Source organism: Thermorhabdus hydrogeniformans, from assembly GCF_049310025.1.
GTDB lineage: Bacteria > Bacillota > Thermosediminibacteria > Thermosediminibacterales > Tepidanaerobacteraceae > JBJYKD01.
Genome location: NZ_JBJYKD010000030.1, coordinates 12,174 through 36,602 on the forward strand (window position 1 = coordinate 12,174; position 24,429 = coordinate 36,602).

Annotated in this window: 18 protein-coding genes; all 18 read left to right on the forward strand. The window is 46.8% G+C overall.

Features of this window, described 5'->3' with window-relative positions:
• The first annotated feature begins 4 nt into the window (after positions 1–4).
• The 18 genes from ACKX14_RS12855 (at position 5) to ACKX14_RS12940 (ending at position 24,337) form a co-directional block, all read left to right on the forward strand.
• Positions 5–1,600, forward strand: coding sequence for a hydantoinase/oxoprolinase N-terminal domain-containing protein (locus tag ACKX14_RS12855; protein ID WP_422448268.1), 1,596 nt, complete (start codon positions 5–7; stop codon positions 1,598–1,600).
• Between the two features lie 15 nt (positions 1,601–1,615).
• Positions 1,616–2,788: a DUF917 domain-containing protein gene (locus tag ACKX14_RS12860; protein ID WP_422448270.1), complete on the forward strand. Its 1,173-nt coding sequence runs from the start codon at positions 1,616–1,618 to the stop codon at positions 2,786–2,788.
• Entirely contained in the window at positions 2,788–3,039 is a 252-nt protein-coding gene (locus ACKX14_RS12865; RefSeq protein WP_422448272.1) for a hypothetical protein, read from the forward strand. Before ACKX14_RS12860 ends, ACKX14_RS12865 begins: the two co-directional genes overlap by 1 nt.
• 1 nt (position 3,040) lies before the next feature.
• A complete protein-coding gene (locus ACKX14_RS12870; RefSeq protein ID WP_422448274.1) occupies positions 3,041–4,126 on the forward strand; it encodes a M24 family metallopeptidase in 1,086 nt (361 codons plus the stop codon).
• 3 nt (positions 4,127–4,129) lie between these two features.
• Positions 4,130–5,266, forward strand: a complete 1,137-nt coding sequence (locus ACKX14_RS12875; protein WP_422448276.1) for a DUF917 domain-containing protein — start codon at positions 4,130–4,132, stop codon at positions 5,264–5,266.
• A gap of 354 nt (positions 5,267–5,620) precedes the next feature.
• Entirely contained in the window at positions 5,621–7,654 is a 2,034-nt protein-coding gene (locus tag ACKX14_RS12880; protein WP_422448278.1) for a BglG family transcription antiterminator, read from the forward strand.
• Complete coding sequence (locus ACKX14_RS12885) at positions 7,654–8,127, forward strand: PTS sugar transporter subunit IIA (RefSeq protein WP_422448280.1); 474 nt, start codon at positions 7,654–7,656, stop codon at positions 8,125–8,127. The genes ACKX14_RS12880 and ACKX14_RS12885 overlap by 1 nt, the downstream gene beginning before the upstream one ends.
• Before the next feature lie 3 nt (positions 8,128–8,130).
• Positions 8,131–10,416, forward strand: a complete 2,286-nt coding sequence (locus ACKX14_RS12890) for a formate C-acetyltransferase/glycerol dehydratase family glycyl radical enzyme (protein WP_422448282.1) — start codon at positions 8,131–8,133, stop codon at positions 10,414–10,416.
• Positions 10,406–11,314, forward strand: coding sequence for a glycyl-radical enzyme activating protein (locus tag ACKX14_RS12895; protein WP_422448284.1), 909 nt, complete (start codon positions 10,406–10,408; stop codon positions 11,312–11,314). The genes ACKX14_RS12890 and ACKX14_RS12895 overlap by 11 nt, the downstream gene beginning before the upstream one ends.
• Before the next feature lie 30 nt (positions 11,315–11,344).
• Positions 11,345–12,397, forward strand: a complete 1,053-nt coding sequence (locus ACKX14_RS12900) for a PTS fructose transporter subunit EIIC (RefSeq protein ID WP_422448286.1) — start codon at positions 11,345–11,347, stop codon at positions 12,395–12,397.
• Between the two features lie 56 nt (positions 12,398–12,453).
• Positions 12,454–12,768: a PTS fructose-like transporter subunit IIB gene (locus ACKX14_RS12905; protein ID WP_422448288.1), complete on the forward strand. Its 315-nt coding sequence runs from the start codon at positions 12,454–12,456 to the stop codon at positions 12,766–12,768.
• Between the two features lie 169 nt (positions 12,769–12,937).
• Positions 12,938–14,290 (forward strand): dihydrolipoamide acetyltransferase family protein, encoded by a 1,353-nt coding sequence (locus ACKX14_RS12910; RefSeq protein ID WP_422448290.1) that lies wholly within the window; start codon positions 12,938–12,940, stop codon positions 14,288–14,290.
• 17 nt (positions 14,291–14,307) lie between these two features.
• Positions 14,308–15,696 (forward strand): dihydrolipoyl dehydrogenase, encoded by a 1,389-nt coding sequence (gene lpdA, locus ACKX14_RS12915; protein WP_422448292.1) that lies wholly within the window; start codon positions 14,308–14,310, stop codon positions 15,694–15,696.
• A gap of 41 nt (positions 15,697–15,737) precedes the next feature.
• Positions 15,738–18,209 (forward strand): alpha-ketoacid dehydrogenase subunit alpha/beta, encoded by a 2,472-nt coding sequence (locus ACKX14_RS12920; RefSeq protein WP_422448294.1) that lies wholly within the window; start codon positions 15,738–15,740, stop codon positions 18,207–18,209.
• A gap of 94 nt (positions 18,210–18,303) precedes the next feature.
• Entirely contained in the window at positions 18,304–19,254 is a 951-nt protein-coding gene (locus ACKX14_RS12925) for a sugar-binding transcriptional regulator (RefSeq protein ID WP_422448296.1), read from the forward strand.
• Between the two features lie 220 nt (positions 19,255–19,474).
• Positions 19,475–21,619, forward strand: a complete 2,145-nt coding sequence (locus ACKX14_RS12930) for a BglG family transcription antiterminator (protein ID WP_422448298.1) — start codon at positions 19,475–19,477, stop codon at positions 21,617–21,619.
• Positions 21,620–21,643: 24 nt separating this feature from the next.
• Complete coding sequence (locus tag ACKX14_RS12935) at positions 21,644–24,043, forward strand: glycyl radical protein (RefSeq protein WP_422448299.1); 2,400 nt, start codon at positions 21,644–21,646, stop codon at positions 24,041–24,043.
• 27 nt (positions 24,044–24,070) lie between these two features.
• Positions 24,071–24,337: a PTS sugar transporter subunit IIB gene (locus tag ACKX14_RS12940; RefSeq protein WP_422448301.1), complete on the forward strand. Its 267-nt coding sequence runs from the start codon at positions 24,071–24,073 to the stop codon at positions 24,335–24,337.
• The last annotated feature ends 92 nt before the right edge of the window (positions 24,338–24,429 follow it).

Genomic DNA, 24,429 nt, shown 5'->3' on the forward strand with positions numbered 1-24,429 from the left:
AACTATGGCAAAAGATGTAAGAATTGGATTTGATGTCGGCGGGACTTTTACCGACGGCGTAATGCTCAGGGGCAAAGAGGTTCTGGCAAAGGCAAAAGCCCTCACCACCGATGATGTTACTACGGGAATCATAAATGCTCTGGATGTTTTGCTAAAAACCAAAAAAGCCGAAGTTTCTGAGATAAGCCTGGTATCGCTGGGAACAACCCACACCACCAATGCAATTATCGAAAGGAAAAATCTGAATAAAGTTGGTATTTTCAGGCTGGGGGCACCAGCCACCACCGCCATTCCACCTCTTACGGGCTGGCCGGAGGATTTGAAGGCCGCCATCGGTGGAGTCGATAATATATTCATTATCCGCGGAGGAAAAGAGTACGACGGAAGAGACATTGTTCCCCTCGATGAAGAGGCGATAAGAAGCGCGTGCGGGAAAATCAAGGGCAAAGTCGATTCTATAGCCATAACCGGCGTCTTTTCTCCCATGATCCCCGACCAGGAAGAAAGGGCGGCGGAAATCATAAGAGAAGAACTGGGAGACATACCGATTACCCTTTCAAACCATATTGCTTCCATATCTCTCCTGGAGAGAGAAAACTCCACTATTTTAAACGCGTCGGTCATTACCGTGATGAGAAAGGCTGTGGAAGCCCTTAAAAGGGCCGCAAAGGAGCGCGGCATTGAGGCGCCTCTTTTTATAGTGCAGAATGACGGGACGGTCATGTCTGCGGATTACGCGGTGAATTATCCTATTTTCACAGTGGCGTCCGGGCCTGCGGCCAGTGTCAGAGGTGCGGTTTATCTTTCCGGCATCGATAATGGTGTTGTGGTAGACATAGGCGGGACTTCAACGGACGTTGCGTATATAGTAAACGGATTCCCGAGAGAATCTTCAATAACGGTAACGATCGGCGGCGTTAAGACAAATATAAGGTGCCCGGACCTTATGTCCATAGCTCTTGGCGGCGGAACAATAGTGAAGACGAAAGGCAACGAGGTTATAGCCCACGGCCCCGAGAGCGTCGGATATAACCTGGTCAAATTGGGCAAGTCTTTCGGCGGCCCGATAATTACAACCCATGATATTGCAGTGGCCAAGGGAATACTCGACAGAAAACTCGACATATTTGACACGGACTTTGCGCCTCATATTGATAAGGTCAAAGCTTTAGACAGAAACCTTGTAGAGGCTGCGTATAATAAGATAAAGAATACTCTTGAAGTGGCCGTAGACCAGATGAAGACGGTGGCCGGCGATGTCAAGGCCATTTTCGTGGGCGGCGGCGCCCTTGTGGTGCCCAGGGAGAACCTTGAAGGTATATCGGAGGTCGTAATGCCGCCTCACTTCGAGGTTTGCGGTGCGATAGGCACAACGATTGCCGAAATTGGAGCATATGCCGAAGGCGTGGCGGACCTGGAGGTCGAGGATAGGGATGCCGCTATCAGTAAAGTAATTGAAAAGGCAAAAGACGAAGCGGAAAAAGCCGGAGCCATTCGCGATACCGTGGAAGTGCTGGATGTGGAAGAGATTCCGTTTGCATACATGCCCGGAAAACGCGAAAAGATACGCATCAGGGTAAAAGGGAAAATATTCGAATAAGGAGGCGGAAAACAAATGTCGAAAAAAGTCTTCGAGACACTGGAAAAATGGGGAATTAAAAACTATAAAATCATAGATAAGCAGGCAATAAAAGAAATCACTCTCGGAGCATCCATCCTTGCTACTGGCGGCGGAGGAGACCCCGAGATAGGCCTTCTATGGGCATATAAAGTGCTGGATGAAGGCAAGACCGTGGTAATGGTTGATCCGATGGACATACCCGATGATATTCTGGTGGCGAGCCCCGCCTGCCTGGGCGCACCTGTGGTACTTACCGAAAAGCCGCCGTCCTATGATGTGTTGAATAATGCCATAAGAAAACTCGAGCAGTACTGGGGAAAGAAACTTGGGGCGACGATTCCGATTGAATGCGGAGGAGTGAATTCCACCGTCGCTTATGCGGCCGCGGGAGAATTTGAAGTCCCGGTGATCGACGTAGACGGTATGAACAGGGCCTTTCCCGAGCTTCAGATGACCTCATGGGTTACAAACGGAGTAAATGCCTCCCCTACGGTTTCCTGTGACGACAGGGGCAATGTCACGGTAATTGATACCGGCGATGACAACAAGATGGCCGAAAATATCGCACGGCGTGCCGCCATGGCCTACGGCGGTATTTCCTGGATTGCGACATACCCCATGACGGGAAAACAGGTCAAGGAAGCTTCTATTTTAAATTCCCAGAGCATTGCTTGGGAATTGGGTAAAGCCGTTTACAGGGCGAGAGAAAAGCACCTGGACCCCGTGAAGGAAATGCTCGACAGCCTGAAGGCTACGAGAAACGTGACGGGAATGAAGGTGTTCAAAGGCAAGATAGTGGATATTTCCAGGGAATTCGGCGGGGAGTCGACAAAAGGCTTCAGCCTGGGCAGAATAAAAATGGACGGGCTTGACGAATATAAGGGAAGCGTGGCGGAAATCGACTTTCAAAATGAATGGCTTGTTTTGAGGATAGACGGAAGGATAAGGTGCCTGCCGCCGGATCTGATTGCCATAGTGGATTCCGAAACAGGGGAACCGATTCGCACCGATATAATGAAATACGGCTACAGAGGTTCCATCATACTCATTCCCGCCCACGAAAGGATGAGGACCCCTAAAGGAATACAGCTGTTCGGGCCCAGGTATTTTGGCTACGACATGGATTACGTTCCTGTGGAAGAGCTGAATAAGGAGGTGGCGAAATAATGGCTGGCAGCTTTAATGAAACGGAAAAAGCCATCATAAAGTTCCTGAAAGAAAACCCCTACAGCGAGAGAAAAGCCGTTATCGAGGCACTTTCGGGCATGCCGGGATTGGAAGAATCTCTGGAAAAACTTGCAAATGATATGGTGTTGATAGAACTCACCGGGCCAACGGAATCAAGCCTGGAATCCAGGGTGCCGAAGAAGATATACATGATAAATCCCGAAAAAGAAAGTGAATTAGAAGGGATATAAAATGAATTTTAAAGGGCGCGTGGATAAATTAATCGGGCTTTTACGGGAAAAGGGTCTGGATGCGGTAATTCTGGGAGACAGAGCCAATGTGAGGTATTTTAGCGGTATCCGGTTTAATACCGCATCCTTTTCCATCCTTTTTGTCTCTAAAAACGGCGATGTGGTGCTTTTGACGGCCGTTCTCGACTATAACAGGGTAAAAAGGAATTGCTGGATAAAAGATATCAGAAAGTTTCCGGAGGACGACCCGAATTATTTAAACCCGCTGAAACAACTGCTTCACGGCAGAAATATAAAGCGCGTGGGCGTTGAATTTTCAAACGTTACAGTGGAGAGAGAAAATTTAATAAGAGAGGTAACGAACGCCGAACTGATAAACATTGAAAACGATCTTTTAAGGCTCAGAATGGTTAAAGACACGGAAGAAATTGAAATCATAAGGGCTGCAGCAAAAATAGCGGAAAAAGCCATGATTAAAGCCGTGGAGAGCATAAGAGAGGGAATTAGGGAATATGAAGTATCCGCCGTTGCCCAGGACGTGATGATGAGAGAAGGGGCGGAAGGGTTGTCCTTTGAACCTTTTGTCATGTCCGGGGAGAACGCATGGCTCCCGCAGCGGTTTTCTTCAGACAAAGAACTTAAAAAAGGTGAACTTGTTCTTTTCGACATGGGATGTGTCTACAGGGGTTATTGCTCCGATATCACCAGGACGTTTTCCCTTGGAGGACTTTCCGACGAACAAAAACACCTTTTTCGGGTGGCTTATGAAGCTCAACAGAAAGCCATAGAGGCCGTGAAGCCGGGGGTGGCTGCGGAGGATATTGATAAAGCCGCCAGAGATTACATCACGCAGAAAGGGTACGGCGACTATTTTCCCCACCTTACAGGTCATGGCCTGGGCCTTAGCATTCATGAAATGCCGATAGTGGATGTGGGAAGTAAAATTTTGCTGGAACCGGGAATGATATTTACCGTTGAACCAGGCGTATATGTGGAAGGTCTTGGAGCGGCCCGGGTAGAAGACATGGTGCTTGTAACAGACAGCGGATATGAACTATTAACAAATGCTCCTCGAGAGCTGGTTTAGGTGATGAATATGAGCGTGTATGATATTTTAAAAAGCTGGGGTATAGAAAATTACAGGGTTGTGGATGAGCAGGGTCTGAAGGAAATAACCCTGGGAGCGTCCATCCTTGCCACCGGTGGCGGGGGAGACCCGGAGATAGGATTTTTATGGGCTCTCAACGTGGTGAAAGAAAAAAAAGATATTGTGTTGATAGACCCCGTGGACTTTCCGGACGACGCTCTGGCCGCCATAGCCGGTTGTCTCGGAGCGCCCGTTGTTTTGACGGAAAAGCCGCCGAACGGTAAGGAAGTCCTGTGGTGCCTGGAAAGTTTGAAAAGGTATCTGGGCAAAGAAATTCAGGCCATTGTTCCTCCCGAGGCCGGAGGGGTGAATACCCCTGTTCCTATGGCGGTGGCCGGGGCTGTGGGCGTCCCGGTGGTCGATGCGGACGGCATGGGCAGGGCCTTTCCGGAGCTTCAGATGACCTCCTTTTACACCCATGGCATTATGCCGTCTCCCACGGCGGCGGCCAATGAAAAAGGAGCGGTAACTGTGGCGGATACCGCAAGCGCCATTATGGCGGAAAGAATAATAAGAAATGCCGCCATGGCCTACGGTGGAATATCCTGGATTGCGGGGTACCCGATGACCGGCAGGCAGCTTAAAGAAGCGGCCATCTTTAATTCCATTTCGAAGAGCTGGGAACTGGGCAAGGCGGTCTACAAATGCAGGAAAACCCATGACGACCCCATTGAAAACATAGTGAAGATAGTCGGAGGATATAAGGTTTTCAAGGGCAAGATTGTAGACATAAATCGCGAATTCGGAGCGGAAAAGACTAAAGGTTTCTCCATGGGGAGGCTCACTCTGGAAGGACTTGAGGAATATAAGGGTGAAAGGGCTTTCGTGGATTTCCAGAACGAATGGCTGAGGCTTGAAATAAGCGGAAAAGTCAAATGCCTGACGCCGGATTTAATATTAATACTGGATTCGGAAACCGGTGAGCCGATAAGGACCGATATAGTGAAATACGGATATCGCGGGAGCATAGTTGTGGTCCCGGCCGATGAAAAGATGCGGACCGAAGCGGGCATTGAAACCTTCGGGCCGAAGTATTTCGGCTATGAGGAGGACTATACTCCCGTAGAAAAGCTGGTATGATTATGATTATAAAGCTCCTGCCTTTGGGCAGGAGCTTTTTTAAATTATATCCCCCGGTCCCGGCGTCGCTCAAAGTGATGATAAAATCTGGCTATTATAGAGGAGCCTATGGGGCTCTTTTTTTATGATTGACTTTACTGTGTGAAATTATGGCTGTGAAAGGCTTCGCAGTTCGCACCGGAATCAAAATGAAATGATTAAGAATTTCCGCATAAAAGAGGAAATATATTCTTCTTTTTTAAAGATATTGATATGTTATAATCGAATTAAATAATAAACATTTTCCGTATTAATAAACTTTTTCTGCAATGATTAAGAGGAAAAAACAGAACATTTTATCAAAGGTGTGATTCCATGGCCCTTGATGCGAGATTTCGGGAGATCCTGAAGATTCTCATAAATAGAAACGGTCCCGTTACAACGGAAGATATTGCGCAGAAATTAAAGGTCTCTTCCAGGACGGTACGCCATGACCTTCAAAAACTTCAGGAATTCCTCGACGGATTTGACATACGGATAGTGAAAAAGCCCAAGACCGGAGTTTACCTCGATGGGACGAATGAGAAAAAGGCTGTGCTGCTGGATCATATTCTGCAATCGGATTGCTATTACCTGGAGCCCTTCAGTCCCCATGAAAGAGAGAAGTATATAATATCCAGACTGCTGCAGTCGGGCAAAAATCTGACCACCCAGCAGCTGGCCGACGAACTTTTTGTCAGTAAAGTAACCGTATACAAGGATCTGGACAATGTGGAAAAATGGTTGTCCAGGCATGGTTTGAAACTCATGCGCAAACCCAATTACGGCCTTGAAATAGCCGGAAGTGAAGAGAATTTAAGAAAAGCTTTTTCGGATTTTCTGGTCAATAACATAGAAAAGGGCAGGTTGAAGGAACTGGTTCAGGAGCCGTTTCTCCACCCTCTTGACAGAAGATTGAGTGCGGCCAATTTTACCCAATTGGTCAGGATGTTTCCCAAGATTGATGTGCGCAAGCTGGAGAGAATAATCCTTGAGGCCGAAGCAATGATGCATTTGCGGTTTATCGATGAGAGTTATACCGCTCTTATTGTCCATCTTGCGATAATGATTAAGCGTCTTCAGGATAAAAAGGATATAAAGGTACAACCACTGAGGTTAGCCAACCTGACGGGTAGTGATGAATACAGGATAGCCGAATTTATCGCCGGCAGGTTGGAAAATGAATTCGGTATGAGGATCCCGGAAAGCGAAATTGTATATATTTCACTCCATATACTGGGCGCCAAAATTGAAAAAAGATTACCTTTAAAAGAAGAGACAGTAGATGAGATGTTAAAGGATTTTGAAAAGGAGATTCTGGAAATAGTGTATGATATGATCAGCGTCGTTGAAAATACCCTGGAAGTTAAACTCTCCAATGATAAATTCCTGATCGCAGGCCTGGCCTTACACCTGAGGCCTGTCATCAACAGAATCAGATACGGCATGAACCTCCATAACCCCATTCTGGACCAGATTAAAGAAAATTACACTTCTGTATACGGCATTGCCTGGATAACCGCAGGGATAATCGAAAAACGCCTTGGCATAAAGGTGGGGGAAGAGGAGGTGGGGTATCTGGCGATGCACCTGGGTGCCGCTATTGAGAGGGCGACGGCTCCAAAAAAGGCGCTTGTTATCTGTTCCAGCGGTATAGGGACCGCCCAGATGCTGGCCGCCAGGTTAAAAAAGGTATTTCCGGAAATACTCGTCGAGGACGTTATATCGGTGCCCAATGTGGATGAAATTCTGAAATGCAGAAAGGTGGATTTTATAATTTCTACGGTGCCGCTGGAATTGAACGATATACCCGCAGTGCTGGTGTCACCCCTTTTGACTGAAGGGGATATAGCGAAAATCCGGGAATTGATCGGAAAATCGAGCAGTATCAAACTAAAACCCACCCGGAGAGATTTTGAAGGAGGACTTGTATACGAATTAATCCCCGAAGAGCTGATCTTTTGCAAAAAAACCTTCGATTCAAAAGAGCAAATTATCGAAGAAATCGGCCGAATTCTCGTTGACCGTTGTTACGTGGAACCTGATTTTGTAAAAGCGGCTCAGCAAAGGGAAAAGATAACCTCTACCTATATAGGCAGAGGTGTGGCGATACCTCACGGTGAAGACCGCTTTGTAATCAAGCCCACTGTTGCGGTGATCACCCTTAAGGCACCCGTCGAATGGTGGGGAAAACAGGTCGACCTGGTGTTTTATCTGGCCCTCCGGTTCAATACGAGTAAGTATACAAAGGCTTTTTTTAAGGAGTTTTACGAAATGCTGGATAGGCCGGATATCCTGGATATGATAAGGGAAGCGAAAGCTCCGGGAGAAATCAAAAAGATACTCGCTTGTAAAGGAGGAAACTTCTGATGGAAGATCTTGTATTCCAGGAGATAATAAACGAGAACCTAATAAAACTCAATTTAGAGGGCTTGACCAGAGATGAAGTCGTCTCCGAGCTGACTGATCTGCTGTATAAAAACGGCGTCATTTGCTCTAGAGCGGATTTCATAAACGAAGTAAAAAAAAGAGAAAATCTTTCTACAACCGGTATCGGGATGGGAATAGCCATTCCCCACGGGAAATGCGGTTGTGTGATTAAGCCTGCGGTGGCTTTCGGAAGATCATCTTCGGGTATTTCATGGGATTCCATGGACGGCAATCCGGTCCACATGGTCTTTTTGCTGGCGGTTCCGGAGTCCGGCGCAGGCAACCAGCACCTGCAGCTTCTTGCCATGCTCTCAAGGAAATTGATTCACGACGACTTTCGCGAAGGATTGATGGCCGCGAGAGAAAAAACACAGCTCCTGTCGATGCTTCACTCAATCTTCAAGGGGGGTTAAAATATGTCCCGCATTGAGAAACTGAAAAACCGCCTCTTTGAAAAACCCAGGGAAATATACCTGGAAAGGGCCGTTCTTTATAAGGAAGCTTATGAAAAGACAGAAGGTGAACCGGTAATCATCAGGCGGGCAAAGGCCCTTGAAAACATCCTTTCAAAAATGGAAATCGCCATATTCGACGGTGAACTGATAGTTGGTGGACGTTCACCAAAACCACGGATGGGCGTGGTTTCGCCCGAAATGGATGTGGAATGGTTTTGCGAAGAGCTGGATACTATTTCGACCAGGCCCCAGGACAGGTTTGAAATAACCGAGCAGGATAAATTAGTTTTCAAAAATACACTTTACCAGTACTGGAAGGGGAGAACTTTAAAGGACAAGGTTAGAGAGCTGCTGCCCGAACATGTTTCGAAAGAGCTCCCGAGAAAAGTATTCAAATTGAACCAGACCGACAAGGGGCAGGGACACATAATCCCCGGCTACGAAAGGGTGCTGAAAATAGGCCTGAGTGGCCTGGTAAAACAAGTCGAAAAAAGATCGGGTGGAACCTGTGGCACCGGGGCGGATTTTTATAAAGCCGCCCTGATCACCCTGAAAGCGGCCCGGGACTTTATTCTCCGGTATGCGGATCTGGCCCTGGAGCTTTCCAGGAAAGCCGATTCGCCTGAGAGGCGCCGGGAGCTGGAAGAAATAGCTGCGATATGCCGGAAAGTTTCTTCAGAACCGCCGGACACCTTTCACGAAGCCCTGCAGGTTTTCTGGCTACTGAACGTGGTATTTCAATGCGAGTCCAACGCCAGTTCCATATCACCCGGGCGTTTTGACCAGTATATGTATCCCTTCTACGAGCGCGATATAAAGACCGGCAGGTTGACGCGGGAAAGGGCTCTTGAGCTTTTAGAATGCCTCTGGATCAAGTTCAATGAGGTGGTGGCCCTAAGGAGCGCGGAAAGCGCCAGGCATTTTGCGGGGTTTCCTATAGGCTACAATATCGTGCTGGGCGGAATCGACGAAGAGGGCCGGGATGCCACAAATGAACTCTCCTACCTGTGTTTAAAGGCCACCGAAGACGTGCGGCTGCCCCAGCCCAATATCGGCATAAGAATCCATTCCAGGTCGCCTCACGCTTTTTTACGAAGAGCCGCCGAGGTTATAAGAATAGGTACCGGCATGCCTCAGGTATTTAACGACGAGGTGGTAATACCTGCTTACCTGAACCGGGGGGTTACCCTGGAGGATGCCAGGAATTACGCCGTTGTCGGGTGTGTGGAACTATCCATACCGGGCAAGACCTACGGTCTTCACGACATAGCGCTTTTCAACCTGATGAAAGTGCTGGAGGAGACCCTCCGCGGTGATTTCAATTCCTTTGATGAATTGATGAAAGATTATAAAAAGAGAATCGCCGAAGGTGTAAAGCTGATGGTGGAAGGCAGCAACGCCGTGGACAGGGCCCACAGGGAAATTGCTCCTACCCCGTTTCTCTCGCTTTTCATCGATGACTGCCTTGAAAGGGGGCTGGATGTTACCGAGGGTGGAGCGAGGTACAACTTTTCAGGGGTCCAGGGTATAGGTACAGCCAATGTGGCCGATTCCCTCCAGGTTATAAAGAAAGTAGTTTTTGAGTGGCAAAAACTCGATTTCGGCAAATTGAAAGAAATCCTGAAGGCCGATTACAGAGGGTATGAAAACTGGCAGAAGTTTTTTATCAGCAGGGTAGAAAAATACGGTAACGACATCGATGAAGTGGATATGCTGGCGTCGGAGGTTCTGCGATTCTACTGCAAAGAAGTTGAAAAATATAAAAATATCCGCGGCGGATATTTCCAGCCCGGTTCCTATACTGTGTCGGCCCATATACCCCTGGGCGCCGATGTGGGCGCTACCCCGGACGGAAGAAATGCCGGAGAACAGCTGGCCGATGGCGGGCTGTCGCCTATGGTCGGGCGGGATAGAAAGGGTCCCACCGCCGTCCTTAAATCGGTAGGTAAACTGGATTCCTACCTCCTCTCCAACGGCAGCCTTTTGAATCAGAAATTCCACCCGTCGGCTTTGGAGGGTGAGGATGGGATAGAGAAATTCGTGGCATACCTTAGGGTTTTTTCCGCCCTCAAGATAATTCACGTGCAGTTCAACGTCATCTCCGCCGATACCCTGAGGGATGCTCAAAAAAATCCGGACCAATACAGGAATCTGGTTGTAAGGGTTGCGGGTTACAGCGCCTTTTTCACGGAACTGGACGAGGCCATTCAGGAGGATATCATCAGGAGGACTGAACATGGCATATAATATGGGCATCGTCACCGACATCCAGCACTACTGCGTTCACGACGGCCCGGGAATACGCACTGTCGTATTTTTAAAAGGCTGTCCGCTGCGCTGCAAATGGTGCAGCAACCCTGAAACCCAGGTTGCGGGATATGAACTGGGGTACAATGCGGGAAACTGCATAGGATGCGGGATATGTGTAAAAGTCTGCCCCAAAAAGTGCATTGAGCTAACCGAAAGGGGGGTCAAAATAGACAGACGACGATGTAGCCGCTGCTTCAAGTGCCAGCAGGCATGTCCCGCAGAAGCTTTGAGGCGATTTGGTTATTTGAAATCTGTGGAGGAGGTAATGGAAGAGGTAGAAAAAGACAGGATTTTTTACGAATATTCGGGAGGTGGAATAACCCTTTCAGGAGGGGAGTGCTTAACTCAAAGAGAATTTACACTGGAACTTTTAAAAACATCAAAGAAGATGGGTATAAATACCGCCATCGAGACGACAGGCCATGCTGACTGGGAAGTTTTGCAGGAAACAGCAGCTTTTGCTGACCATATTTTATACGACCTGAAGCATGTTGATTACGAAAGGCATGAGGCCATGACTGGGGTTTCAAACACAGTGATCGTGGAAAATCTGCAAAGACTAGTGAAAACCGGCTTCAAACCTATTATCCGCATTCCCGTTATTCCGGGATATAATGATGACCGGGATACAGTATCAAAGTTCATCCGGTTGATGAAGGACATGAAATTGGATACCGTTCACCTGTTGCCCCTTCATCATCTGGGTAAAAATAAGTACCGTCAGCTGGATAGGGAATATTTTTTCAAGGAACTGATAACCCCTACGAGAGAAGAAATGGTAAAAATAAAAGACCTGTTCCTGGCGGCTGAAATTATGGCCAGGATAGGTGGGTGAATCAAAAATAAAACAACGGGAGGCGTTTTTATGGGTGAATTTGTCGGGCTTTTAAAGAGGACCAGGGAGCATCTTATGAGCGGTGTCTCCTACATGATCCCCTTTGTGGTAGCGGGCGGTATATTGATCGCAATGTCGGTAGCCCTCTCGGGCAAACCTTCTGTGCCCGAGGCGGGAGTGCTTAAAGATATGTTTAACATTGGCGTTGGTGGCTTTACTCTGATGGTCCCCATTCTTGCCGGATTCATAGCTTTCTCCATGGCAGACAGACCCGGTATAGCTCCCGGGGCTATAGGAGGGTATCTGGCAGCACAGGTGGGGGCCGGATTCCTGGGAGGGTTAGTAGCCGGCCTTCTCGCGGGTATTGTTGTATATTACCTCAAAAAAATTCCGGTACCCAAAAATATAAGGCCAGTTATGCCTATATTTGTAATACCGATTTTGGGGACATTTATAATCGGCGGATTGATAATATGGGTAATAGGAACTCCCATTGCAGGGATAATGGCAGGTCTTACCGCATGGCTAAAAAGTCTGGGATTGGGGAACAAAGTGCTTCTGGGCCTGGTTCTCGGGGCCATGATAGCCTTCGATATGGGAGGTCCTGTCAATAAAGTGGCGTATACCTTTGCTGTGGGGCTGATAGGAGAAGGCATAATTACCGTTATGGGCCCCGTGGGTGTGGCAATCTGTACTCCGCCTCTGGGAATGGCCGTGGCCACCTGGCTTGCCCCCAATAAATACACCTATGAAGAGAGGGAGAACGGTAAAGCTGCTCTTATAATGGGGCTGATCGGCATAACCGAAGGGGCGATACCATTTGCGGCAATGGATCCGGTGAGAGTGATTCCCTCCTTGATGGCCGGTTCAGCGGCGGGTGCCATAACCGCGATGCTGCTGAATGTGGGTAATAACGCCCCGTGGGGAGGGTGGATAGTACTGCCGGTTGTACAGAACATTCCGGGTTATATAATCGCTACCTTAATCGGCGTGGCGGTTACCGCACTGATGGTGAACGCCCTTAAAAAGCCGGTGAAACAAAAAGATGATGAAGAGCTGCAAATCGAAGGTCTGGAGTTTTAAATGAAGTATAAAAATATAATTGCAGTAAAATTTATCGCAGGGAAAGGAGGATTTTGATGAAAATAGTGGCAGTAACGGCTTGCCCGTCGGGCGTGGCTCACACTTATATGGCTGCGGAAGCCCTCGAAAGAGCGGCCAAAAAAAGGGATATTCAGATCAAAGTCGAAACCCAGGGTTCAATAGGTATTGAGAATGAAATTACGCAGAAAGAAGCCGATGAAGCCGATGTGGTTATTTTGACAAAAGATATGGGTATTAAAAACACCCATCGGTTCGCAAAAAAACCTGTGGTTTACGTAGGTGTGGGCGACGCCATAAGAAAAGCTGATGCGATAATGGATAAGCTGCTGGAGAAATTTAGAAAACATTAAAAAGATTTGTCAGGGCCCTTTGCAAAGGGCCCTGCTGTTTTTTAAAAAAAATTTTTTGTCAATGCAGGAAAATGAGGTAACGGCGTAGAATAAAATATATTGATGAACAAAATATCAAATATGAACAAAATTTCAGCATGTGTTAACTTTATGACGGGGAGGAGAAAAGATGGCTGCACCGGTAAAAATGCCCAAAGTCGGGCTGTCCGATGAAAGTTCAATCATAGTCCGGTGGCACAAGAAAAAAGGGGATTTTGTTAGGAAAGGAGACATCCTCTTCACCATTCAGACCGACAAAGCTGCGTTCGATGTGGAAGCAGAAGTTGATGGTACCGTTCTCGAGGTTTTTTATGGCGAGGGCGAAGAGGTTCCGGTCCTGACCACCGTCTGCGTTATCGGAAATCCGGGAGAAGATACAGGAGAATTTATGCCCGGTGATATGCAGAGAGCTGAAGAAGGCGTATCTGAAAAGAGCGTGCCCGCCCGGGATGAGGGAGGCATGGAAAGAAAAACTTCAGGGGAAAAAGATGAAGGCTACAAAAGCACTGAAGGCGATGAGGTTAAAGACCGCCTGAAGATCTCTCCTAGGGCGAAAAACCTGGCGGAAAGGGCAGGCGTGGATTGCCGGTATGCTACACCTACCGGGCCAGAGGGCAGGATTATAGAAAGGGATATACAGGCCTTGATGGCAGGCGGTCCAGCATTTACCCCTGCGGCGGCGGAAGTCGGCGATAAGCTTTTACCTGCGGGAGTGGGTGGCAGAAATACTGCGGGGGATTTAGAAATAGCTCCGGCCGCCGCGGCCACCGGGGCCGGAGGATTCGAACAGGATTACGAGATCGTAAACCTGAGCTATACGAGGAAGATAATCGCGAAGAATATGTATACTTCCTTATCTTCTACGGCCCAGCTCACTCTGCACGTGTCCTTCGATGCCTCCGACATACTGGCCTTCAGGGAGAGAATAAAGGAAAACGGAGATAAGCTCGGCCTTGATGACATAACCCTCAACGACATAATTCTCTATGCGGTTTCCAGGACCCTCGTAAATCATAAAGAATTGAATGCGCACCTGGTGGAAGACAGGATGCTGGTTTTTAAAAACGTTCACCTGGGGGTGGCGGTGGATACCGAAAGAGGTTTGATGGTGCCCACCGTGTTTAACGCCAACCTAAAATCCCTGAACGAGATATCCCGCGAAGTAAAAGAATTGGTCGAGCAGTGCCGGCGGGGCAGCATAAACCCGGATAAACTGAAGGGCGGAACTTTTACCGTAACCAATCTGGGCGGTCTGGGAGTGGAATCGTTCACTCCTATCCTTAACCCTCCCCAGACCGGGATTCTGGGGGTGTGTTCCGTAGTTTACAGAATTAAAAAGGTTGGCGGAGAAGATAAATGCTACCCGGCCATGGGCCTGTCGCTTACTTTCGATCACAGGGCTCTGGACGGGGCACCTGCCGCCAGATTCCTGAAGGAATTAAGGGATAACCTTGAGAATTTCAGCCTTCTGCTGGCAAGATAGGAGGGAGGTGTTAAATTATGATATTTGACCTGATCGTATTGGGCGGGGGGCCTGCGGGCTATACCGCGGCATCCAGAGCCGGTAAGGCGGGACTGAATACGCTGTTGATCGAAAAAAAACGGCTGGGCGGAGTATGCCTTAATGAAGGCTGCATACCGTCGAAGGTCTTGCTGTATTCCGCCAAGATCCGGGATTCGGTTAAATCCGGTGAAAAATACGGTGTATTATGCAAAGGGGTTGCACTGGACCACGGCATTGTCCTGGAAAGAAAGAATAGGGTGATAAAAACCCTGCTCTCGGGCGTCAGAACGATGCTGGCCAAAAGTAGTGTGACGGTGGTCGAGGGGTTCGGCCGCATCGAGGGTAAGTCAGGGGAAGGATACGTGGTTAAAGCGGGTGGCGAAACTTTTACGGGGAAAAGGCTATTAATCGCTACGGGTTCGGAACCGGTAATCCTTCCGGTATCCGGAATAAGAGAAGGGATTGAAAGAGGATACGTACTGACGACCAGCGAGATATTCGAATTAAAAGCCGTTCCGCAGTCGCTGGCGGTAATCGGCGCGGGAGCCGTGGGTCTGGAAATGGCTTCCTATTTCAGCTCCGCCGGCAGCAGGGTCACCGTTGTAGAAATGCTGGACCGGATAGCTGCCGGTGCCGACGGTGAAATATCGAATATACTGCTGAAAAACTACAGGGGAAAAGGCGTGGACTTCAGGCTCGGTTCAAGAGTGATGCGGGTGGAAAATGGCGGTATGTACCTGGCTTCCGAGGGCCGGGAGAGTTTCGTGGAAGCCGAAAAGATTTTGCTTTCCACAGGCAGGAGACCGGTGGTGGAAGGACTTGGCCTGGAAAACATTGGGGTGGAGGTGGAAAAAGGCCGGATAAGAGTAGATGAAACAGGGCAGACAAATGTCCCCGGCGTGTATGCGGCGGGAGATGTAAACGGGATTTCGATGCTGGCCCATACTGCGTACCGCGAGGCCGAAGTTTGCGTGAACAATATGCTGGGCAGAAAGGATATCATGAGGTACAACGCCATCCCCAGCGTCATATACACCAATCCCGAAGTGGCATCCGTAGGCGAGACCGAGGAGTCCGCCCGTCACAAAGGGATTGATTGCGAAGTTGTCAAAGTATCCATGCGCTATAGCGGCAGGTACGTGGCCGAGAATGAAGAAGGTGACGGCATTTGCAAAGTGCTGATCGACAAAAAATTTGAGAATATTATAGGTGTACACATGATAGGCAACTACTCATCGGAAATAATTTACGGTGCCGCCCTTATGGTTGAGATGCAAATGCGGGTAAAAAATATTAGAGAACTGGTATTTCCGCACCCGACGGTTTCGGAGATTATCAGGGAATCAGTTTTCGGCTTTGACTCCTCTGACCCGGCGGTGCGGTGAGCAACCAATGACCAATTAACATTTTGCGGGGAGGTTTTAATATGCCGAAGAATTTGTTCGTAGAGCCGGAAGAAGTGCGAAAAAGCGGATGGCTGAAATTAAAGGATATTCCCATGAACAGATACGATAAACGCATAGAGGATGAAAAACAGAACTTCAAAAAAGATGATTTGCTCCGTATTTACAGGGACATGGCCATTATCAGAGAATTCGAGACAATGCTCTATATGCTGAGGACTGCCAACGAGTACGCGGGGATCCGTTACAATTACACCGGCCCTGCCCACCTGTCTATCGGCCAGGAAGCTGCGGCTGTAGGCCAGGCTTACACCCTAGAAAAGGATGACTACATTTTCGGGTCCCACCGGAGCCACGGAGAAGTGATAGCCAAGGGACTTTCGGCCATTCAGAAGATGAACGATGGCGAGCTTCTGGCGGCAATGGAAAATTTCTTTGACGGCGCTATCCTTAAAGTCGTGGAAGGAAAACAGGAAAACAAAGGCGACGTAAAAGAGCTGGCCATTGACTTTTTCATATACGGCTTGATGGCCGAAATCTTCGGCCGTGAAAACGGATTTGCAAAAGGTCTTGGCAATTCAATGCACGTGTTTTTCACCCCCTTCGGGATCTACCCGAATAACGCCATAGTAGGCGGGTCCGGCCCCATAGCCCTGGGTGCCGCTTTATATAAAAAAATTAATAAGAAAAAGGGCATCGTCGTGTGCAATCTGGGGGATGGCGCCCTTGGGTGCGGTCCTGTTTGGGAATCCATGAACATGGCAGCCATGGATCAGTTTAAACTGCTATGGGAAGAGAGTTACAGGGGAGGGCTGCCGATCATCTTCAATTTCTTTAACAATCACTACGGCATGGGCGGTCAGACATGCGGAGAAACCATGGGGTACGGTATCCTGGCCCGGGTAGGGGCGGGAATAAACCCCGAGCAGATGCACGCTGAACGAATCGACGGTTACAATCCTCTGGCGGTAATCGACGCATTTAAGAGAAAGAAAAAGATTCTGGAGGAAAAGAACGGGCCGGTTTTAGTTGATACGGTCACCTACAGGCTGACGGGCCATTCGCCGTCCGACGCGGAGACTTACAGGACGAAGGAAGAGCTCCAGGCGTGGAAGGAATACGATCCGCTGGAAACATATAAAAAAGATCTGATAAGTGCCGGAATTGCTTCGGAAGAGGAAGTTGCAGCCATTCGGCAGGGCGCCGGTATGTTAATAGAAAGAATATACAGGCTCGCCGTCGATGAAAACGCGTCTCCCCGCATAGATCTGGAAAAAGAACCGAATTTCATCGGTAAATTGATGTTTTCGAATCAAAGAGTTGAGAAGATGGAAGAAAGGCAGTGCGAGGTACTGATACCGAAGGAAGAAAACCCCAGGGTTAAGCAGATAAAGTCAAAGATCAGAGTAGGGATGGTGGACGGCAAGCCCGTGCCGAAGGTGAAGGTCTATCAGCTGCGGGATGCCATCTTTGAAGCGATCATCGATAAATTTTACTCTGACCCGACTTTGATCGCCTATGGTGAAGACAACCGCGACTGGGGCGGAGCCTTCGGTGTATACAGGGGCCTGACGGAGTCGCTGCCCTATCACAGGTTTTTCAATGCTCCCATTTCCGAAGCGGCCATTGTGGGGTCTGCGGTGGGCTACGCCATGTGCGGCGGGCGCGTCATAGTGGAGCTGATGTACTGCGATTTCATGGGCAGGGCCGGAGACGAATTATTCAACCAGCTGGCCAAATGGCAGGCCATGAGCGCCGGCGTGCTAAAGATGCCCGTTGTGCTCAGGGTGTCGGTGGGTGCCAAATACGGGGCGCAACACTCTCAGGATTGGTCGTCGCTTTGCGCTCATATACCCGGACTAAAAGTGGTATTTCCGGCCACTCCTTATGATGCAAAAGGCCTGATGAACAGCGCTCTCATGGGCACCGATCCGGTGATTTTCTTTGAAAGCCAGAAGATTTACGACATCGGCGAGATGTTCCGGCCGGAGGGCGTCCCGGAAGGCTATTACGAAGTGCCCATCGGAGAGCCTGATATAAAAAGGAAGGGAAGGGACGTAACTATATTGACGGTGGGTGCGGCACTCTATACCGCCATGGAAGCCGCGAAAACCCTTGAAACAAGATACGGCCTTTCGGCAGAGGTGATTGATGCACGATCCTTAGTACCGTTCAATTACGAAAAAGTTATTGAATCCGTGAAAAAAACAGGTAAAATTGTACTGGTAAGCGAGGCCTGCACTCGAGGGTCGTTTTTGAACGATTTCGCCCGGAATATTGCAGAACTTGCCTTTGATTACCTGGACGCTCCGCCCGTGGTGGTGGGGGCTAAGAACTGGATCACTCCCGCTTTTGAACTGGAGAAATACTTCTTCCCGCAGCCGGGGTGGATCGTCGACGCCATTCACGAAAAGATAATGCCCTTGCCCGGTCACGTGCCGGCAGCCAATTTTACAAAAAACGAACAGATAAGGCTGGCGAAGCTGGGCATATAGGCCCAATGAGGCTCAACCGCTTTTAGATGAGTTGGAAAAGGGCGAGTGGGGCAGGCTGATATTTTGAGAAAGACGAAAAATTCAGGAGGAGTCTATGACAGGCTACGATATAGAACTTATAATAAAAGTCGCCGAAATGTATTATCTGCAGGATATGCCCCAGCGGGATATAGCCCGGCGGCTGAACCTTTCGAGGCCTAAAGTAAGCCGCCTGTTGAAAGCAGCGAGAGAACTCAACATAATAGAAATAAAAATAAACTATCCGGATACCCGGCGGTCAAGTTTGGAAACGATTTTCGAAGAGAGATTCAATCTTAAAGAAGCTGTAATAGTAAAAAGCGCTTTGGGGAGCTATGAGAGGACTTTAGGCGAAGTAACAGGGGCCGCGGCCAGGTATTTAAAAAGAGCAGTGAAGGACGGTATGTCGGTCGGGGTAGCGTGGGGGAAAACCCTGAAGGCGGTAATCGACGCATTGAAAATCGACGGCCCGAAATACAACGTCCGGGTAATACAGCTGATAGGCAGCCTGGGCCAGAGTTCCACCGGCCCCACCGAGGTTGCCAGAAAGTTGGCGGAAGCCTTTGGGGGGAGTTATTATCTCCTCCCGGCTCCCGCTATCGTCAACACTTCCGAAATAAAGAAGGCCATAATGGATGAGGCCGCGATACAGGAAATCATAAATATGGCAAAAGCCGCCGACGTCGCCCTGGTCGGTATAGGTAACATCGACGAAAACTCGAGTTTTTTTACTGCCGGTTATTTGAAAAAAGAAGACCTGGCGTATTTGAGAGAGCGAAAAGCTGTAGGGGACATATGCGCCCATTTTTACGACATTGAAGGCGGAATATGCCGGGATATCGAAGACCGGGCGATCACGATTAGTTTTGAGGAATTCAAGTCGATTCCTCTGGTTGTGGCCGTCGCCACCGGCCCGGAAAAAATCCCCGCCGTTCTGGGCGCATTGAGAAGCGGTGCCGTAGACGTGCTGATTACCGATGAACAGACGGCTTCCGGCGTATTAAAGCTTGCCGGAAGCGAATGTTGAATGGGGCAAAGAAAAATGTAACGCGCCTGGGGAAACGGTTAAATGGTATGATTATAATGCTCCTACCTTTGAGTAGGAGCTTTTATAGTCCCCCAAAAATATCAAATATTTTGTTGTAATTAAATTAATGATATAATGTTGCCACAATAGGGATGAAATATATTGAACTTTTCAAAACAATCAAAACAGCATACAATATAATTAACGGGGTGAAATCTCCATGGATGAGAGGTGCGCGCAGCTTCTCCTGAAAATAATTTCAGCGGACAGGCCCGTAAAAATTGCCGAAATGGCCGGCGCCTTTAATGTTTCGCCAAGGACAATACGCTATGATCTGGATAAGATAGATGACTTTTTAAAGGACAATAATTTGCCACAATTGATCAGAAAACCCAACCTGGGAGTGCAATTTGTTGAATCATTGGAATTCAAAAACAGGGTCCTGTCTCTGCTGGAAGGAGTCAACAGCTACAATTATGTGCTTACCCCGCGGGAAAGGGAAAAAGTTATACTGAGCGAGCTTTTCAGGGCCAAAAGCTATACCACCATCGAACACCTGGCCGACCTGCTTTCCGTCAGCCGGGGTACCGTTATAAATGACTTAAAAAGAGTAAAAAAGTGGCTTTCCACACAAAATCTTAAACTTAAATCCTCCCCCCGGCACGGCATTAAAATCCAGGGAAATGAATTGGATTTACGCCGCGCCGTCGTAACGCTTCTTTCGGAGAATATAGAAATAGAAAAAGCCCTGGACATTTTGAAAGCTCCCGTTCGCAGGCGTATAAATGTGGCAATGGATGAACAGGTGAAAAAACTGTTCGAAGACCTGGACGTGGGGCTTATAGAAAGCGCTGTCCGGATGGCGGAAGAACAGCTGGAGACCGTCTTTTCCGACGGGGCGTATTCGGGTCTGGTGATTCATCTCGCGCTTGCCATTAAGAGGATACAGCTGGGCAAGGACATTACAATGCCAGGCGACGAGCTGGCGGGGCTGAAGCTGACCAAAGAATTTGCGGTGGCGTCAAGTATTGCCAAAAATTTGGAACAAAATTTTGGCGTGAAGATTCCGCTTGCGGAAATAGGATATATAACCATTCACCTTCTCGGCGGGAAGGTAACGGCCACCAACGCCTTCATGAAAGAAGACTGGGCGAAATTGCAGGTTTTAACGGCACAGATCATACAGGATATTCAGAGAAAAATAGGTGCCGATTTTTCCTCGGATGACGAGCTTTACAGGGGTTTAATGGAACATCTGGGCCCCACAATATACCGCTTAAAACACGGCCTGCCTTTAAATAACCCGATTTTAGAGGAAATAAAAAGCAATTACCCGGATATTTTCGAAGCCGTCAAAAACGGTCTGACGTCAGTGGAGAGTTTTGTGAGATGCAAGGTTCCAGACGAAGAAGTGGGATATATCGCCGTCCATTTTGGCGCGGCTCTGGAGAGAGCAAAATCGGCAAACAGGAGGGTATACAGAGTCCTGGTGGTGTGCGGTACCGGAGTAGGGACGGCCAAACTTTTATCATCGCGAATAAAAGCCGAATTTAAAAACATCGAGATAATTGGAACCATTGCAAGCCGTCAGGTGGAGAGTGTTGCCTTAAAAGATGATGTGGACCTTATAATTTCAACTGTTCCTACTAATGTAGGAAAGTTACCGGAGATTGTGGTTAATCCGCTTTTGCCCGAAGCCGATGTGCTAAAGATAAGCCATTATTTGAGCACTCACAATCCCAAAAATTCGTGCATCGCTGAAAGACGTAAACCTTTAATCGAGGACATGATAGGAATTATAGAAAAACACTGCATCATAAAATCCAGGATAGGATTAATTGAAGACCTTGCAAGATATCTAAATCTGCCGTGTTATGAAAGTTCGAAGGGAGTTGTCCAGCCGGTGTTAAAAGATTTGCTGACAGAAAAGACCATTAAGTTAAATGTGGAAGCAAAAGATTGGGAAGAAGCCGTAAGGATTGGAGGTGAGATATTAGTTGAAAACGGTTTTGTGGAGCCCCGCTATGTCGACGCCATGGTCAGGACGGTCAGGGAAATGGGGCCCTACATCGTCATTGCCCCGGGCATAGCCATGCCCCACGCCCGCCCGGAAGACGGAGTCAAACAGGTCTGCATGAGTTTGATAACCCTGAAAAAGCCTGTGGAGTTTGGAAATATGGACAATGACCCAGTTGAGACGGTAATTTGTTTGGGAGCGGTAGATAACTCTACACATTTAAAAGCGCTTTCGGATTTAATGAATTTATTAAACGATGATATAAAACTTAATAGTATAAGAAAATCAAAAGAAATGCGGAATGTTTTAGATACAATTCAAATATTAGGTGAACACAAGGCTTTATGACTTTTTAAAAACGGGGTGGTTCTAATGAAAAATAAAATTTTATCTGAAAGGATAAAGAAATTAAAAGATGAAGTCGTGTCGATAAAACCAAAAATATGTATTGAACGTGCAAGATTGATAACTGAGTCTTATAAAGAGACGGAGTCATTTCCAATGGTTATAAGAAGAGCTAAGGCATTAGAGAAAATTCTTTTGAACATGTCAATATATATATCCGAAGGGGAGTTAATAGTAGGTAACCAAGCAAGTAAACCCAGGTCAGCTCCCATTTTTCCCGAATATTCATGGGATTGGATAGTAGAAGAAATTGATAGTTTTGATAAACGACCTAGCGACAGGTTTGAAATTGCAGAGGAGGATAAAAAAGAATTATTACAGATTTTGGAGTATTGGAAGGGGAAAACAGTCAAAGATAGGGTTCTTGCTACACAAACTGAAGATGTTCTAAAAGATAGAAAAGTCGGAGTCTTAGGTTGGGAAGGTAATGTAACAGCTGGGCAAGGACATATAGTTGTAGACTATGAAATGGCACTTAACAAAGGGTTTAAAGGCATTATTGAAAATAGTCGGGAGAAATTGAAATCACTAAATCTAACAGACCCTGAAGATTTAAGAAAAAGGCCTTTTTTAGAAGCTGTGCCTATTGTCTTCAATGCAGGTATAAAATTTGGGAAAAGATATGCAGAGCTGGCTAAAAAACTAGCTTGTGAAGAAACTGATCCCATACGAAAAAAAGAACTAGAAGCGATATCTGAAATATGTAATTGGGTACCTGAAAATCCTCCTAGGAATTTTTGGGAAGCTATTCAAATGGTTTGGTTTATTCAATTAATACTACAAATAGAAAGCAACGGGCATTCTATTTCTCTGGGAAGATTCGACCAGTACATGTACCCATATTATAAAAAAGATATAGAAAAAGGTATTTTGACAAAAGAAGAGGCGTTGGAGCTTATTGAATGCTTTTATATAAAACTTTTTTCTATAAATAAGATTAGGCCCTGGTCTCATACGCGATTTGTATCAGGCTATCCCACTTACCAAAACATAGTAGTAGGCGGTCAAACAAAAGACGGCAGAGATGCTACAAATGAACTTTCTTATCTTTGCTTGGACGCATTAGCAGATATAAGATTATCAGAACCTAATTTCTATGTAAGATACCATGACAACATGCCAAAAGACTTTTTTAGAAAATGTATAGAAGTTATTAAAATGGGTTTTGGTATGCCTGCTTTAGTTAATGATAAAGTTATTATCCCTTCTTTAATGAATAGAGGAGTAACATTAGAAGATGCCATGAATTATTCCACTATGGGCTGCCTTGAAGTTCAAGTTCCGGGAAAATGGGGTTACAGAGCTAACGGAAAGAGTAAATTTAATCTTTTGAAAATACTTGAACTTGCTTTAAATAACGGTGTAGACCCCAGGACGGGAATTCAACTATGCCCAGGTGAAGGCAATTTAACAGACTTTAAATCATTTGATGATGTCATGAAGGCATGGGAAAAACAACTTAAGTTTTTTATGGAGTTGCAGGTGACTGCTGATAATATTAACGACCTAGCCATCGAAGAACTTGCACCAGATGTTTTCTGCTCAGCGCTCGTTCAGGATTGTTTAGGTAGAGGTAAGACTTTGATGGAAGGTGGAGCAGTTTATGACATGATGAGTGGATGTCAAGTAGGCGTAGTAAATGTGGGCAACTCTCTATCTGCCATCAAGGAATTAGTTTTTGATAAGAAAGTTATTTCGCTGGAAGATCTAGATAAAGCTTTAAAGAATAATTTTGAAGGAATCGAAGGTAAAAGAATACAGGAATTGCTTATAAACCGGGCGGCCAAATATGGCAACGATGATGATAGTGTAGATTTAATTACTAAAGAGGCTTTTGATATTTATGTAAATGGTATTGAAAACTATAAAAATACTCGTTATGGTAGAGGGCCAATAGGAGGGAACTTCATTCCGGCTACAGTAACTATTTCCGCCAATGTTCCTGCAGGTGCTGTAGTAGGTGCAACTCCTGACGGAAGAAAAGCGGGGGAACCTGTTAATGACGGTGTTTCACCTGTTCATGGAACGGAAAAACATGGTCCCACCGCAGTAATAAAGTCTGTAACAAAGTTATCTACATTGTTAATGACTGGTGGTCAGCTTTTAAATATGAGATTTAACCAGACCATGTTAAACAGCGAAGAAAATATAGAAAAGTTTATGGCTTTGATTAGAACATTTTTTGATCGTTATGGGTGGCATGTTCAGTTTAACATGATATCTTCGGAAGTCCTAAAAGAAGCAAGAAAAAACCCTGAGAAGTACAAAGATCTAGTAATTAGAGTTGCAGGTTATAGTGCTCTTTTTGTGTCATTAGATCCCACAGTGCAAGAAGATATTATAAACAGGATGGAATATCAGTTGTAATAGCAACACAGAAGGGAGGTGAAGTAAATGAAATTTGTAACGGTATGTGGATGTGGCCTAGGCACTTGTTTACTATTGAAAATGACTGCAGAAAGTGCTCTAAAGCAGTTAGGTGTTAAAGCAGAAGTGATTCATAGCGATCTTGGTAGCGCTACATCGATTGATTGTGATATGTTTATCGTCACTACTGACATGGAAAATCAATTCAAAGCCGCAAATAAAAGATATATAACTATAAAAAATGTTGCAGATGTAAATGAGATGAAGCAAAAATTAGAACCACACGTAAAATAACATAAATATGAAATTAGTCCTGCGGTAAAAAGTCAAGTACCTAAAAATAACAAAATGGAAAATATTTAGCTCACTTTTTGTAAAAAAGACAA